The sequence below is a fragment of the Micromonospora sp. A200 genome (assembly GCF_029893845.1).
In the GTDB taxonomy this organism is placed as follows: Bacteria; Actinomycetota; Actinomycetes; order Mycobacteriales; family Micromonosporaceae; genus Micromonospora; species Micromonospora purpureochromogenes.
Genome location: NZ_JARXXY010000011.1, coordinates 113862 through 128066, shown reverse-complemented (window position 1 = coordinate 128066; position 14205 = coordinate 113862). Strand labels below are relative to the sequence as shown.

Annotated in this window: 13 protein-coding genes; 7 read left to right on the top strand and 6 right to left on the bottom strand. The window is 76.9% G+C overall.

All coding sequences use genetic code 11. The features are described 5' to 3' along the window. The first annotated feature begins 40 nt into the window (after positions 1-40). A complete protein-coding gene (locus M2302_RS13365) occupies positions 41-730 on the top strand; it encodes a CDP-alcohol phosphatidyltransferase family protein (protein WP_280838220.1) in 690 nt (229 codons plus the stop codon). A 52-nt stretch (positions 731-782) separates the two neighbouring features. Here the strand turns inward: M2302_RS13365 and crtI are convergent, their stop codons facing one another. The 6 genes from crtI to M2302_RS13335 are packed head-to-tail and all read right to left on the bottom strand — an operon-like array spanning position 783 to position 6051. After that, positions 783-2270: a phytoene desaturase family protein gene (gene crtI, locus M2302_RS13360; RefSeq protein WP_280838219.1), complete on the bottom strand. Its 1488-nt coding sequence runs from the start codon at positions 2268-2270 to the stop codon at positions 783-785. A gap of 11 nt (positions 2271-2281) precedes the next feature. After that, positions 2282-3412, bottom strand: coding sequence for a glycosyltransferase family A protein (locus M2302_RS13355; protein WP_280838218.1), 1131 nt, complete (start codon positions 3410-3412; stop codon positions 2282-2284). Further along, positions 3409-4227, bottom strand: a complete 819-nt coding sequence (locus M2302_RS13350) for a carotenoid biosynthesis protein (protein ID WP_280838217.1) — start codon at positions 4225-4227, stop codon at positions 3409-3411. The genes M2302_RS13355 and M2302_RS13350 overlap by 4 nt, the downstream gene beginning before the upstream one ends. Continuing rightward, entirely contained in the window at positions 4224-4808 is a 585-nt protein-coding gene (locus M2302_RS13345; protein ID WP_280838216.1) for a GNAT family N-acetyltransferase, read from the bottom strand. The genes M2302_RS13350 and M2302_RS13345 overlap by 4 nt, the downstream gene beginning before the upstream one ends. After that, positions 4805-5566 (bottom strand): monooxygenase, encoded by a 762-nt coding sequence (locus M2302_RS13340; protein WP_280838215.1) that lies wholly within the window; start codon positions 5564-5566, stop codon positions 4805-4807. The genes M2302_RS13345 and M2302_RS13340 overlap by 4 nt, the downstream gene beginning before the upstream one ends. Continuing rightward, positions 5563-6051 carry a YbaK/EbsC family protein gene (locus M2302_RS13335; RefSeq protein WP_280838214.1) on the bottom strand — a complete coding sequence of 163 codons (489 nt, stop codon included), beginning with the start codon at positions 6049-6051 and terminating at the stop codon, positions 5563-5565. Before M2302_RS13335 ends, M2302_RS13340 begins: the two co-directional genes overlap by 4 nt. A gap of 472 nt (positions 6052-6523) precedes the next feature. Between M2302_RS13335 and M2302_RS13330 the strand changes: the two genes are divergently transcribed. The 6 genes from M2302_RS13330 (at position 6524) to M2302_RS13305 (ending at position 14204) form a co-directional block, all read left to right on the top strand. Then, positions 6524-6973: an SAV_6107 family HEPN domain-containing protein gene (locus M2302_RS13330; protein WP_280838213.1), complete on the top strand. Its 450-nt coding sequence runs from the start codon at positions 6524-6526 to the stop codon at positions 6971-6973. A 95-nt stretch (positions 6974-7068) separates the two neighbouring features. Continuing rightward, positions 7069-7800, top strand: a complete 732-nt coding sequence (locus M2302_RS13325; RefSeq protein WP_154943900.1) for a hypothetical protein — start codon at positions 7069-7071, stop codon at positions 7798-7800. After that, positions 7797-9512: a DNA polymerase Y family protein gene (locus tag M2302_RS13320; protein WP_280838212.1), complete on the top strand. Its 1716-nt coding sequence runs from the start codon at positions 7797-7799 to the stop codon at positions 9510-9512. The genes M2302_RS13325 and M2302_RS13320 overlap by 4 nt, the downstream gene beginning before the upstream one ends. A gap of 198 nt (positions 9513-9710) precedes the next feature. Continuing rightward, on the top strand, positions 9711-13118 hold the full coding sequence (locus M2302_RS13315) for an error-prone DNA polymerase (protein ID WP_280838211.1): 3408 nt from the start codon (positions 9711-9713) through the stop codon (positions 13116-13118). A gap of 97 nt (positions 13119-13215) precedes the next feature. Then, entirely contained in the window at positions 13216-13395 is a 180-nt protein-coding gene (locus M2302_RS13310; RefSeq protein ID WP_088961103.1) for a hypothetical protein, read from the top strand. Positions 13396-13433: 38 nt separating this feature from the next. Next, entirely contained in the window at positions 13434-14204 is a 771-nt protein-coding gene (locus M2302_RS13305; protein ID WP_280838210.1) for a methyltransferase domain-containing protein, read from the top strand. The last annotated feature ends 1 nt before the right edge of the window (position 14205 follow it).

The window sequence follows — 14205 nt, the reverse complement described above, 5'->3', positions numbered from 1 at the left end:
GGGCACCCCGCCACCTGAACCACGCCACGACGGTTGACCGATGGTGGGCACACAGCTGAAGTGGGACGACTACGCGACCGCCTGGGCACGGTTGCACGGCGGTTTCGACCCGCGTGCCGCCGCGCCGGTGGTCCGGGCCTGGCTGCGCTTCGCCTACCACCTGGGATACATCCTGGGCCGGCTCCGGATCACCCCGACCGCGGTGACCGTCGCCGGCGTGCTGCTCTGCCTCTGCGTGCCGCTGTTCTCCGTACGGTCGGTCAACGGGCCGATCGTGGGCGCGCTGTTCGTGCTGCTCGCCTCGGTGGCGGACAGCGTCGACGGGGCGGTGGCGGTGGCCACCAACCGGAGCACCCGCCTCGGCTACGTCTACGACTCGCTCGCCGACCGGCTCGGTGAGGTCGCCTGGCTGGCCGCGTTCTGGCTGGTCGGCGCGCCGGGCGCGCTGGTCGTCGCCGGCGGCGCGCTGTCCTGGCTGCACGAGTACGTCCGGGCCCGCGCGGTCGCCGCCGGGATGCGCGACATCGGCGCGGTGACCGTGGGGGAGCGCCCGACCCGGGTCTGCGTGGCCCTGGTGGGGCTGCTGCTGGCCGGCCTGACCGGCCTGATCGACCCGGACCTGGCCGCCGGCACCATCACCATGGCCACCGCGGTCTGGGTGCTGCTGGCCGGGTTCGGCCTGGGGCAGCTGCTGTCGACCGTGCGCCGCGCCCTCATCGACGCCGGCTGACCCTTTCGTCGCCCACCCCGGCCCGGCGGCAGGCCGTGTCTCGGGCGGCGCGTTACCAGGCCGGGCCGATCTCCTCGGCGACGATCTGCGCGGAGAGGGTCACCATCGGCAGGCCGCCGCCGGGGTGGCTGGAGCCACCGACCAGCCAGAGCCCGTGGACCGGGCCCCGGTTGGCCGGGCGCAGCAGCCCGCCCGCGGTGCCGTAGATCGTGCCGCCCGGCGCGCCGGTCGCCGCGTCCAGGTCGGCCGGGGTACGCACCTCCCGGAACACCAGCCGGTCGCGGACCTCGACGCCCCGCTCGGCGAGCACGTCGAGGATCCGGTCGGCGTACGCCTCGGCCAGCCCCGGCCGGCGCCAGTCCACCGCGCCGGCGGCGGTGCCGTGGCGGGCGGCGTTGACCAGCACGAACCACGACTCGTGCCCGTCCGGGCGGACCATCGGGTCGTCGGCGACGGTGACGAAGACGGTCGGGTCGGTCGCCGGCCAGGCCCGTACGCCCCGCCCCGGGTCGCCGAAGACCGCGTCGAACTCGGCGTCGTGGTCGCGCGGGAAGAACACGTTGTGGTGGGCCAGTCCGGAGTCGCCGCGTACCCCGAGCAGCAGCACGAAGCCGGCCAGGCTGCGGTCGGTCAGCCCGGCCAGCCGGCGCGGGCTGGGCAGCAGGTCCCGGTAGAGGGTGAGCGCGTCGGTGTTGGCCACCACCACGTCGGCGGGGACGGGCGCGGCGGCCCCGGCGAGGCGTACCCCGTGCACCCGGCCGCCCGCGGCGTCGATCCGGGTGACCGTGGCGCCGGTCTGCACGACCACGCCGAGGTCCAGGCAGCGCGACAGCAGTGCGTCGGCCAGCGTGCCCAGCCCGCCGCGCAGGTACCAGCCGCCGAAGGTCAGCTCGGCGTAGGGGACGGCGACCAGCGCGGCCGGGGCGCGGCGCGGGTCGGCGCCGGTGTAGGTGGCGTACCGGTCGAGCAGCATCCGCAGCCGCGGGTCGGACAGCTGCGACCGGCCCAGCCCGCGCAGGCTGCGGCCGGGACCGATGGCGGCCAGGTCGCCCAGCCGCCAGGCGAGCGCGGCGAGGTCGCGCGGCGAGCCGACGGCCCGGCGCAGGATGTCCCGGTGCGAGGCTTCCCAGACCCGGGCGGCCCGGCGCCACAGCCGCTGCCAGTCGGCGGCCGCCCGGTCGCCGAGGGCCGCGCCGATCCGGGCGGCGAACTCGGCCGGGTCGGCGCAGGAGTCCAGCGCCGGCCCGCCGCCGGGGAAGACGTGCCGCACGATCGGGTCCAGCGGCACCAGGTCGAGGTACTCGTCGAGCTTGGCCCCGGTGGCCTCGAACAGGTCGTGGAAGACCTGGGGCAGGGTGAACAGGCTGGGGCCGGTGTCGAAGTGGAACGAGCCGGCCGGGGTGTGGTGCGCGTACCGGCCGAGCTTGCCGCCGACGGTGTCGGCGCGTTCGAAGACGGTGACCTCGTGCCCGGTGACGGCCAACCGGGCGGCGGCGGCCAGGCCGCCCACCCCGGCGCCGACGACCACGATCCGCGCCATGCCGCGTCCTCCTAGCTGACCGGGCGGCCCCGCCAGGACAGACGTCGCCGCTTCCGCAGATGGTACGACCGCAGAGTCAGCCAACCGAGGACCACGACCGACACGGGGTGTGCCAGCGCGTCGGGCCAGGCCCGCCCACCGGTGGCCCGGGCGCTGAGCACCCGCCCGGCGACCCCGAGCAGGTAGCCGCCGGTGGCGAGCGCGGCCACCACCGGCGCGCCGGCAACCAGCGCCGCGACGGCGACCAGCGGGGGAGCGGTGTAGAGCAGGAGCAGCAGGGCCACCACGACCGCCGCCGCGGCCGGGTGACCGAAGGAGGCCCAGAGCGACTTGGTGTAGCCGTCGCGCAGCTGCGGCCAGTCCTCGTACATCCGGCAGGCGGCCAACCGGGAGCCGTCGGCGAGGGCGATCCGCCCGCCGGAGCGCTTGACCGCCCGGGCCAGCTCGATGTCCTCCAGCACCTTGTCGGCCACCGCGGCGTGCCCGCCGGCCCGGTCGTAGCCGGCCCGGTCCACCACCAGGAACTGCCCGCCGGCGGCGGCCAGCGACGGCCGCGGCGAGCGTTCCATCGCGCGCAGCGGCAGGAAGGTCAGCCACAACCACTGCAACAGCGGCTGCACCAGCCGGTCGGCCGCCGTCCGCACCACGATCCGGGGGTACGGCGACAGCAGCGTCGCCCCGGCGGCGCGCAGGTCGGTGACCGCCGCCGCGACCGCGTACGGGGTGAGCACCACGTCGGCGTCGACGAACACCAGCGCGGTGGCGGTCGGGTCGGCCCGGCCGGCGAGCTGGTGGCAGGCGTACGGCTTGCCCAGCCAGCCCGGTGGCGGGGTGACCCCGGTGAGCAGGGTGACCCGGGGATCGTCGCCGGCCACGGCGCGGACCACGTCGGCGGTCCCGTCGGTGGACCCGTCGTCGAGCACCACGATCCGCAGTCGCGGCACCCCCCGCTGGGCGAGCAGCGACCGCAGGCAGGGCGTGAGCCGGGCCGCCTCGTCGCGCAGCGGCAGCAGCACCGCCACCGCCTCGGTGACCTCGACCGGCCCGCCGGCGGGGCGGCGCAGCCAGCGGCCCGCGTTGATTCCGGTGTGCGCGGTCAGCGCGGCGAGCGCGAGGACCAGGGCGAGGACCGCCGTGCTCATGGGGTGGCGTCGACGCCGGGACGGGCCGGTCGGCGGGGTGCCCGCCGGTCGTCGCCGTGTCGGCGGGCGCGGACCAGCGTCACCGCCAGCGGCACCGCCGCCACCGCCATGCCGGCCGCGCCCCAGGCCGCCGAGGCGGGCAGGTCGAGGAAGACCGCGTGGGCCAGCACGCTGGAGAAGTACGTCCAGAGGTAGAGCGCGAACATCGGGTCGTCCCGGGCGTCGGTGACCGCGACGGACGGCCCGGCCAGCGGGCGCAGTGCGCTCATCAGCAGCACCGCGAAGAGCAGCCAGCCCAGGTAGTTGCTGACCGGGATGCCGGGCAGCCCGGGCAGGGCCGGGTCGGCGTCGCGCCACACCCAGTAGCCCTCGGCCACCATCTGCGGGTCGAGGAAGAGGTCCCAGGCGGCCAGCCCGACGGCGGCCAGCGCGATCCGCCCGGGCCCGGACGAGGTCAGCCGGACGGCGGCCAGCCAGGCGGGCCACGCCATCCAGGTCCAGGCCAGCGGGATGATCAGCGGCACCCCGGCCAGCTTCGGACCGAGTTCACCGGAGTAGTCGTAGCTGCCGAACGGGAAGCCGGTGGCGACCCCGAGGGCCTCGATCGCGAAGCCGCCGCCGGTGGCCACCGCGACCAGCGCCCCCGCCGTACGCGGGCCGCGGTGCAGCAGGGCGTGGCCGACCGCGAGCAGGTAGCCCAGCAGCACGGTGGCCACGGTCAGCCGGGCCCGGGTCGTACCGGTGGTGAGCGGGTAGCAGATCTGGGCGAGGACGAGGACGGTCAGCAACGCCCAGGGGGCTCGCCGTCGGATCACGGCGTGGCCGGGCCGGACCGGACGGTGGCGGCCGGGTCGGCGACGGCCAGCGGCAGGTCCCGGCCGAGCACGCCGAAGGGCCGCTCGTCGCCGGGGAATTGGAAGTGCCGCAGCACGTCGACGAAGCCGAACCGCCGGTACAGCCGCCAGGCGCGCGAGGTCTGCTCGTCGGCTTCCGGGGTGGACAGCAGGGTGGTGGCGCCCTCGGCGAGCGTGAGCAGGGCGGTCAACTGTCGGGTGCCCAGGCCGTGCCCCTGCGCCGGTGGCCGGACGTGCAGCTCCACCACCTCGAAGCAGTCGGTCAGCCAGCGCCGGCGGGCCTCCGGGTCCAGTGCCCGGTGCACCTGGTCGTGCCACCACTGCCCGGGCGCGCCCAGGTAGCCGTACCCGAAGCCGGCCAGCCGGCCGTCGGTGGTGAGGCTGGCGACGGCGCGGAAGCCGGGGCGACGCACGTGGGTGGCGATGTAGCCGCGGCGGGCCCCCAGCAGGTCGGCGCGGTAGTTCATCGCCTCCCCGTAGACGGCGACCACGTCGTCCAGCCGCCGGACGAGATCGTCCGGCGTCCACCGCACCAACCTCATGCGTGTCCCTTCACCGTTGCCGCGTCGCCGTCGGCGACCCACCCCAGCACCGTCCGGTCGCCGACCACGTCGCGCACCTCGAACCGCGCGAAGAGCTCCTCCGCGTACCACCCCTCGGTGGGGGTGCGGCTGATCGCGGCGCGGTGCTCCGGGTGACGGTACGCGAACGCCACGAGGTCCGCGGGATCACGCCACACGCTGACCGTGCCCTGCCAGCCCAGCGGGGCCTCGCCGACGCCGAACCGGGCGAGCAGCCCGGGCGCGGCGTGCAGCGCGGCGGCCACCGGGGGGATCGCCGTCCAGAAGGTGGCCGCCCGGCGGGGCCGCAGCCGGGCCCGGGTGAGCGCCAGCACCGGTCCGCCGACCCGGCCGCCGGGCGGGTCGCCGAACGGGCGCCGGCCGGACCACTCGCCCCGGCTGCTCACCGGGCGCAGGTCGACCCGGACGGCGGCCCGGGCGATCCGGGCCCAGGCCCGGCCGACCGGGGAGGCCTCGAAGCCGTCGGCGGCGGCGGGGGAGTCCCAGACGGTCAGCGCCGCCCACCGGGTCAGGTCGGCGTCGCCGGGCCCGAAGCCGGTGCCGGTCCCGGTGCCGAGCAGCTTGCCGAACCGTACGCCGGGGGTGGCGCGCAGCCGGCGCGGGTCGAGCGCCATCCGGGTGAGCGCCCGGGGCAGCGCGGCCCGGGAGACCCGCCACACGTGCAGGGTGACCAGCTCGGGAACCGTGTCGCCGGCAGTCGCCCCGCCGGGCTCGCTCACGCCACCTCGGTCGGGGTGCCGGCGGTGATCCGCAGCAGGTCCGCATACGTGCTGGGGAAGACCGCCTGGGGCACCCCGCCGGCCGCCCAGATCTCGGCGTACTCCTGCAGGGCGGTGTCGACCAGGGTGCGCAGCGGGCGGGGGTGGCCCACCGGGGCGACCCCGCCGATCACCTGGCCGGTGTGTTCCCGGACGAACTCCGGGGTGGCCCGGCGCAGCCGGGTGACCCCCAGCCGGGCGGCCAGCTCGGCGGTGTCCACCCGGTGCGCGCCGGAGGTCAGCACCAGCAGTGGCTCGCCGTCGGCCTCGAAGACCAGCGAGTTGGCGATGGCGCCGACCTCGACGCCGAGCGCCGCGGCGGCCGCGGCCGCGGTGTGGACCGCCTCGGGCAGCAGACGGACCAGGCTGGGCGCGCCCGCGCTGTCACGCGCGCCCGCGCCGTCCAGGGCCGCCTGCACCGCCTGCACGTTCGGGTGTGGCTGCATGCCCCCATTCTTCCCGGTACGCCCCGGCCCGGTGGAGCCGGTTGGGCCCGGTCGGCGTGGCGGGTGCCGGGACGGCACGCCGGACGCCACACGTTGCGTTTTCGTCGGAGGGAGGGTGTACTGTCAGCAGTTAGAACGAGTGTTCGATTGAGTCGTACGCCCGTTCCAACGCCCGGGAGCGGTGTTTCGCGGCTCCGGCTTCCGGGAGAGGTGCGGTTTCGCGGACCGCACCGGGTTCCGGGCAGTCGCGAGCCCGGTCCCGTCAAGGCAGGATCGTCGTCCGCCGCCCACGACCCCCGGGCGGCGGACGACGAACCCGCCGGTTCGCCGGCCGGGTGTGGTGTGGGGAAGCGTCCACACCCGGCCGGCCCCCATCCGGTGCGTCTTCCTCCGCACCACCCGCTCCGGGCGCCCGCCGACGGATCCTTCCGCCGCGCGTCGCGCCCGCCCCGGTCACGCGGAGGAGACAGTCATGCCGACCAACCCGGCCCAGGCACCGACGGTGCCCGCGCACGTGCTGCCGCACCGCACCCCGGCCCAGCTCCTCGCGGTGGCCCGGATCGGGCTCGGCGAGGCCGCCCAGGCCCGCCCCGACGGGCTGCGCTACGCCGCCGCCCACCTCGCCGCGCTGCGCGCGGCCGCGGCCCTGCTCGCCGCCCGCGCCCGCCCCGCCCCTGCCCGACGCCACCGGATCACCAGCGTCTGGGTCCTGCTCTCCACGGTCGCCCCCGAGCTCGACGAGTGGTCCGCCTACTTCGCCGCCGGCGCCGGCAAGCGGGCCGCCGCCGAGGCGGGGATACCCCGCGTGGTGAGCGCCCGGGAGGCCGACGACCTGCTCCGGGCCGCCGAGCAGTTCGTCTCGGTGGTGGAGACCGCGCTCGGCCTGGCCCACCAACCGACCCTCGACGGCCTCGCCGCCTGACCCGGCACCGCCCGGGTTCCCCCGCCGGGCACACCCGGCGCCCCATCCGACAAGCGACACCTGATCCAGCAGAAACACGACGGGGGGTTGGTCCCATGGCGGGCCGCATGGTGGTCGGTTCCGCCGCACTGGCCGATCTGGTGCGCCCGGCGAGCGCGCCGGACCCGGCCGGCGGCCACCGGGTGCTCCCGGTGGCGCCCGAGCTGACCGGCCTGCTGCCCAACCGCGGGCTGCGCCGGGGCAGCACGATCGCGGTCTCCGCCGGCCAACCCCGACGCAGCGGCGGCACCTCCCTGGTCCTGGCGCTGCTCGCCGAGGCGTCCCGGGCCGGCTCCTGGTGCGCGGTGGTCGGGGTGCCGACCTTCGGGGCCGGCGCGGCCGCCGAGATCGGGATCGCGCTGGACCGGCTCGCCCTGGTGCCCGACCCCGGCCCGGAGTGGCCCACCGTCGTCGCGGCGCTGATCGACGGGGTCGACGTGGTGGTGACCGCCGTGCCGCAGACCGTTTCGGCCTCGGTCGCCAACCGGCTCGCCGCCCGGGCCCGGCAGCGCGGCAGCGTGCTCGTCCCGTACGGCCGGTGGGACGGCGCGGACGTCACCCTCCAGGTGGTCCGCGGGGTCTGGGAGGGGCTGGGGTCGGGCCGGGGCCGGCTGCGTCGCCGCGAGGTGACCGTGTCGGCGCGCGGGCGCGGCGCGGCCGCCCGCCCCAAGGAGATCAAGGTCTGGCTGCCCGGTGACGGGCTCACCCGGGTCATCCCCCGGCCGGCGACCGGGGGCGGCGTCGGCCGCCCCCGGCGTGGCGCGCTCACCGTGGTCGGTTCCGCGTGACCGGCACGCCGGTGCGCACCCTGCTGGTCTGGTGTCCGGACTGGCCGGTCATCGCCGCCGAGATCGTCGACGGGGTGCCCGCCACCGGCCCGGTCGCCGTGCTGCACGCCAACCGGGTGGTGGCCTGCTCCGAGCAGGCCCGCGCCGAGGGGGTACGGCGGGGCCTGCGCCGGCGGGAGGCGCAGGGGCGCTGCCCGCAGCTGACCGTCGTCGACCACGACCCGGGGCGGGACGCCCGCGCCTTCGAACCGGTGGTCGCCGCCGTCGAGGAGGTCGTCGCCGGCGTCGAGGTGGTACGCCCCGGCGCCTGCGCGGTGGCCGCCCGGGGCCCCAGCCGCTACCTCGGCGGTGAGGAGGCGGCCGCCGAACGGATCGTCGAGCAGGTGGCCCAGGCCTGCGCGGTGGAGAGTCAGGTCGGCATCGCCGACGGGGTCTTCGCCGCCGGGCTGGCCGCGCGCGCCGGCCGGGTCGTACCGCCGGGCGGGACGCCGGAGTTCCTGACCGGGTTGCCGGTCGAGGCGCTCGGTCGTCCCGCGCTGGCCGACCTGCTGCGCCGGCTCGGCGTGCGTACCCTCGGCGACTTCGCGGCGCTGCCCGCCGGCGACGTGCTGGCCCGGTTCGGCCTCGACGGGGCGCTGGCCCACCGGCTCGCCGCCGGGCGGGACGACCGCCCGCTGGCCGTCCGGCAGCCCCCGGTCGACCTGGCGGTGACCGCCGACCACGACGAGCCGCTCGACCGGGTCGACGCGGCCGCCTTCGCCGCCCGCGCGCTCGCCGAGCGGCTGCACGACCGGCTCGCCGCGCACGGGCTGGCCTGCACCCGGCTCGGCATCGAGGCGGTCACCGCGCACGGCCAGGAGCTGCACCGGGTCTGGCGGCACGACGGCCTGCTCACCGCCGCGGCCATCGCCGACCGGGTCCGGTGGCAGCTCGACGGCTGGCTCTCCGGCAGCACCGGCCGGGCCGGCGCCCGCCCGGCCCGGCCGACCGCCGGGATCGTCCGGCTGCGGCTGGTCCCCGACGGGGTGCTGGCCCAGGCAGGGCTGCAACCCGGCCTGTGGGGGGAGACCGGCGAGGAGCGGGAGCGGGCGCACCGGGCGTTGAGTCGGGTGCAGGGCATCCTCGGCCCGGAGTCGGTGGTCACCGCCGTGCTCGGCGGCGGTCGTTCCCCGGCCGACCAGACCCACCTGGTCCCCTGGGGCGACGAACGGCTCCCCGCCCGCCCCGGCCCACCCCCGCTGCCCGGCGAGCCGGCCCTCGGCACCGACCGGGCCGCCGGTGGCCCCGCGGTCGGTGGCCCCGCCGGCGCGGGCCCGGCCGCCGGTGGGTCCGCTGCCGGCCGCTCCGCCGGCGTCGGCCGGGCCGCCGGCGGGGGGAGCGTCGTCCCGCCGTGGCCGGGCCGGCTGCCGCCGCCCGCACCGGCCGTGGTGCTGCCCACCCCGCTCGCCGCGACCGTGCACGACGCCGCCGGCGAGCCGGTCGTGGTCAGCGCGCGCCTGGCGGTGAGCGCCGCGCCGGCCCGGCTGGCCGTCGGCACGGCCCGACCGGTCGAGATCGTCGGCTGGGCCGGCCCGTGGCCCGTGGACGAGCGCTGGTGGGCGCCGGCCGAGGCCCGGCGCCGGGCCCGGTTCCAGGTCTGCCTGGCCGACGGCGCCGCCCTGCTGCTGGCGGTGGAGGCCGGCCAGTGGCTGGTGGAGGCGATCTATGACTGAGCCGGTCCCGTCCGGTCCGGGGCGGTTCCCTTGCGGAGCTGGCGCGCCCGACCGGTGGGTTCGCTCCGGGTCGGGGGCGGATGCCCCGGTGAGCGATATGACTGTCAGGCATATTTATGCCTCTCAGGTATATCGCTCACCGACCCGTTCGTCGGTGGAGCCGGCCGTCAGGACCCGGTCGCCCGCGGGGGCGGCCGGATGAGCTTCCACAACCCCAAGCTGCCCTGGTCAGAGCTGGAGCGGGTGCTCTCCGGGCGGCCCGGCGGCGGGTCGGGCGGCGGGTCGGGCGGCGGCGGGAGGCCGCGGGGTGGCCGGTCGCGGGACGAGCGGCACCTGCACGTGGTCGACCCGCTCGCGGTCGACGCCGACGGCGGCGACGCCCCGGCCTGGAGCCGCGAGCGCCAGCAGTACGAGGCGCCCGAGCTGCCCCACCCGGACGGCACGGTGCCCTACGCCGAGCTGCATGCGCACACCAACTTCAGCTTCCTCGACGGCGCCAGCCATCCCGAGGAGCTGGCCGAGGAGGCCGCCCGGCTGGGGCTCACCGCGCTCGCCGTCACCGACCACGACGGCTTCTACGGCGTGGTCCGCTTCGCCGAGGCGGCCCGCGCGCTGCACCTGCCGACGATCTTCGGCGCCGAGCTCTCCCTCGGGCTGCCGGGCCCGCAGAACGGCGAGCCCGACCCGCACGGCGCGCACCTGCTGGTGCTTGCCCACGGCCACGAGGGGTACGCCCGGCTGGCCACCACCATCGCCCGCGCCCAGCTGCGCGGCGGGGAGAAGGGCCGCCCGGTCTACGGCGAGCTGGAGGAGGTCGCCGCCGAGCTGCGCGACCACGTGCTGGTGCTGACCGGCTGCCGCAAGGGGCACGTGCCGGGCGCGCTGCTCACCGAGGGCGTCGACGCGGCGGCCCGCGAGCTGGACCGGCTCACCGCCCTCTTCGGCGCCGAGACGGTGGCGGTGGAGCTGACCGACCACGGCCACCCGGTCGACGCCGACCGCAACGACGCCCTCGCCGAGCTGGCCGCCGCCGCCGGGCTGCCCACGGTGGCCACCAACAACGTGCACTACGCGACCCCGGCCCAGCGCCGGCTCGCCACTACCCTGGCCGCCGTCCGGGCCCGGCGCAGCCTGGACGAGATCGACGGCTGGCTGCCCGCCGCCGCCACCGCCCACCTGCGCAGCGGCGCGGAGATGGCGGCGCGGTTCGCCGCGTACCCGGGCTCGGTGGCCCGGGCCGCGGAGTTCGGCGCCGAGCTGGCCTTCGACCTCCAGCTCGTCGCGCCGCAGCTGCCGGCGTACCCGGTGCCGCCGGGGCACACCGAGATGAGCTGGCTGCGCCACCTGACGATGCAGGGCGCCCGGGAACGCTACGGCCCGCCCGAGGCGCACCCGGAGGCGTACGGGCAGCTGGAGCACGAGCTGAAGATGATCGAGGAGCTGGGCTTCCCCGGCTACTTCCTGGTGGTCTACGACATCGTCACGTTCTGCCGGGAGCAGGACATCTACTGCCAGGGCCGGGGCTCGGCGGCGAACTCAGCGGTCTGCTACGCGCTGCGGATCACCAACGTGGACGCGGTCCGGCACCGGCTGCTCTTCGAGCGCTTCCTCGCCCCGGAACGCGACGGCCCGCCCGACATCGACGTGGACATCGAGTCCGACCGCCGGGAGGAGGTGATCCAGCACGTCTACACCCGGTACGGCCGGGAGCACACCGCGCAGGTCGCCAACGTCATCTCGTACCGGCCCCGCTCGGCGGTGCGGGACGTGGCCAAGGCGTTCGGCTTCTCACCGGGCCAGCAGGACGCCTGGAGCAAGCAGATCGACCGGTGGGGCTCGGTGGCGTCGGTCGACGTCGAGGACATCCCCGAGCAGGTGGTCGCGTACGCCAACGAGCTGCAGACGTTTCCCCGGCACCTGGGCATCCACTCCGGCGGCATGGTGATCTGCGACCGGCCGGTGATCGAGGTGTGCCCGGTGGAGTGGGGCCGGATGCCCGGCCGCAGCGTGCTCCAGTGGGACAAGGACGACTGCGCCGCCGTCGGCCTGGTCAAGTTCGACCTGCTCGGCCTGGGCATGCTCTCCGCGCTGCACTACGGCTACGACATGATCGGGATGACCCTCGACCTGGGCGACATGACGCTGGACGACCCCGAGGTCTACGACATGCTCTGCCGGGCCGACTCGGTCGGGGTGTTCCAGGTGGAGAGCCGCGCCCAGATGGCCACCCTGCCCCGGCTCAAGCCCCGCGAGTTCTACGACCTGGTGGTCGAGGTGGCGCTGATCCGGCCCGGCCCGATCCAGGGCGGCTCGGTGCACCCGTACATCCGGCGCAAGAACGGCCAGGAGCCGGTGACCTTCCCGCACCCGCTGATGCGCAACGCGCTGGAGAAGACCCTCGGCGTGCCGCTGTTCCAGGAGCAGCTCATGCAGCTCGCGATCGACCTGGCCGGCTTCGACGCGGCCGGGGCCGACCAGCTGCGCCGGGCGATGGGGTCCAAGCGCTCGGTGGAGCGGATGGCGCAGATCGCCGACCGGCTCTACGCCGGGATGGCCGAGCGCGGCATCACCGGCGAGCTGGCCGAGGACGTCTACCGCAAGCTCACCGCGTTCGCCAGCTACGGCTTCCCGGAGAGCCACGCGATGAGCTTCGCCTACCTGGTCTACGCCAGCTCCTGGCTCAAGCGCTACCACCCGGGGCCGTTCCTGGCCGCGCTGCTCAACGCCCAGCCGATGGGCTTCTACTCGCCGCAGACCCTGGTCGACGACGCCCGCCGGCACGGGGTCGAGGTCCGCCGGCCGGACATCAACGCCAGCGGGGCCAAGGCGGTGCTGGAGTCGACGCCGGAGACCCGGTGGGGGAGCCAGCCGGGGGAGCCGCCGCACGCCTGGGGGCTGGGCGGGCCGGCCGTCCGGCTCGGGCTCGGCAGCGTGCGTACCCTCGGCGAGGACGTGGCCGAGCGGATCGAGGCGGAGCGGGCGGCGCACGGGCCGTACCGGGACATGCCGGATCTGTCCCGGCGGGTCGGGCTCACCGCCGCGCAGCTGGAGGCGCTGGCCACCGCGGACGCCTTCGCCTGCTTCGGGCTGACCCGGCGGCAGGCGCTCTGGGCCGCCGGCGCGGCGGCCCAGGACCGGCCGGGCCGGCTGCCCGGCACGGTGACCGGGACGGCCGCGCCCACCCTGCCCGGGATGGAGGCGGTGGACCGGCTGGTCGCCGACGTCTGGGCGACCGGGCTGTCCCCGGAGAGCCACCCGGCCCGGTTCATCCGCGACCGGCTCGACGCCCTCGGCGCGGTGCCGATCGCCCGGCTCGGCCGGGTGGAGCCGGGCCGGCGGATCCGGGTCGGCGGGATCGTCACCCACCGGCAGCGGCCGGCGACCGCCGGCGGGGTCACCTTCCTCAACCTGGAGGACGAGACGGGGATGCTCAACGTCACTTGCTCCCCGGGGCTGTGGCAGCGCTACCGTCGGATCGCCCGCACCAGCGCGGCGTTGGTGGTGCGAGGCCGGTTGCAGCGGCACGAGGGAGTCACCAGCCTCACCGCGGACCGGCTGGACGCCATCGAGCCGCCAGTCAGCCCGGCGTCCCGGGATTTCCGCTGATTCCAGTGATCCACATTACGGTTTCCTCGGACGCCAGGCGGGAGACTTCCGGCACGTGCGGGCAGAGTGGCCCGCTCGCGGCAAGGGGGAAGACGCGATGACGTCGAACAGCATGCACACCGGCGGCGTGGCGAACGCCCGGCGCACCCGGCTCGCGGCCGGCTGGGCGCCGGCGCAGGACGTGGAGACGCGCGAGTACCAGGTGCACGACGGCCCGGTGGCCAACGCGAACCGGTCCCGCGCGGAGGAGGACCCCGCCGCCGGCGGCGAGTCCTGACCAGCGCGGTACCGCCTGCGGGGGGTCCGGTGGCGCGGGTGACTAGGCTCGACCGGGTGGAGCAGACCACCCGAGGCCGGTTCACCGGGCCGCCGTTGACCCCCCGTACCGCTGTCATCTGGTCGGTCCTCGCCGCCGAGCTGGACCGACGTGCCGGCGCCGAGCTGACCGTGCTCGACGTCGGCGGCGGAACCGGCGGCTTCGCCGTCCCGCTCGCCCAGGCCGGGCACCGGGTCACCGTCGTCGACGCCAGCCCCGACGCGCTCGCCGCGCTGACCCGCCGGGCCGCCGAGGCCGGGGTCGCCGCCCGGGTACGCGCCCTGCAGGGCGACGGCGACGCCCTGGCCGGGCTGGTCGAACCGGCCAGCGCCGACCTGGTGCTCTGCCACTCCGTGCTGGAGGTGGTCGACGACCCGACGCCGGTGGTCAGCGCGCTGGCCGCCGCGCTGCGACCCGGGGGCGCGGCCAGCGTGCTGGTCGCCGGCCGGGCCGCCGCCGTACTGGCCCGGGCGATGAACGGCCACCTGGACGTCGCCGCCGCGCTCGCCGCCGCCCCGGACGGCTCCGCCGGGCCGCGCGACACCCTGCGCCGGCGTTTCGACGCCGACGGCGCCGCCGCGCTGCTGCGCGCCGCCGGGCTCACCGTCGAGGAGATCCACGGGGTACGCGTCCTCGCCGACCTGCTCCCCGCCGCCGTGGCCGACGGCCAGCCGGGCAGCCTGGTCGAGCTGGAGCGGGCCCTCGCCGCCCGGCCGCCGTACCGGGACCTCGCCGCCCAGCTGCACCTGTTCGCCCGCCGGCCGGCATGAC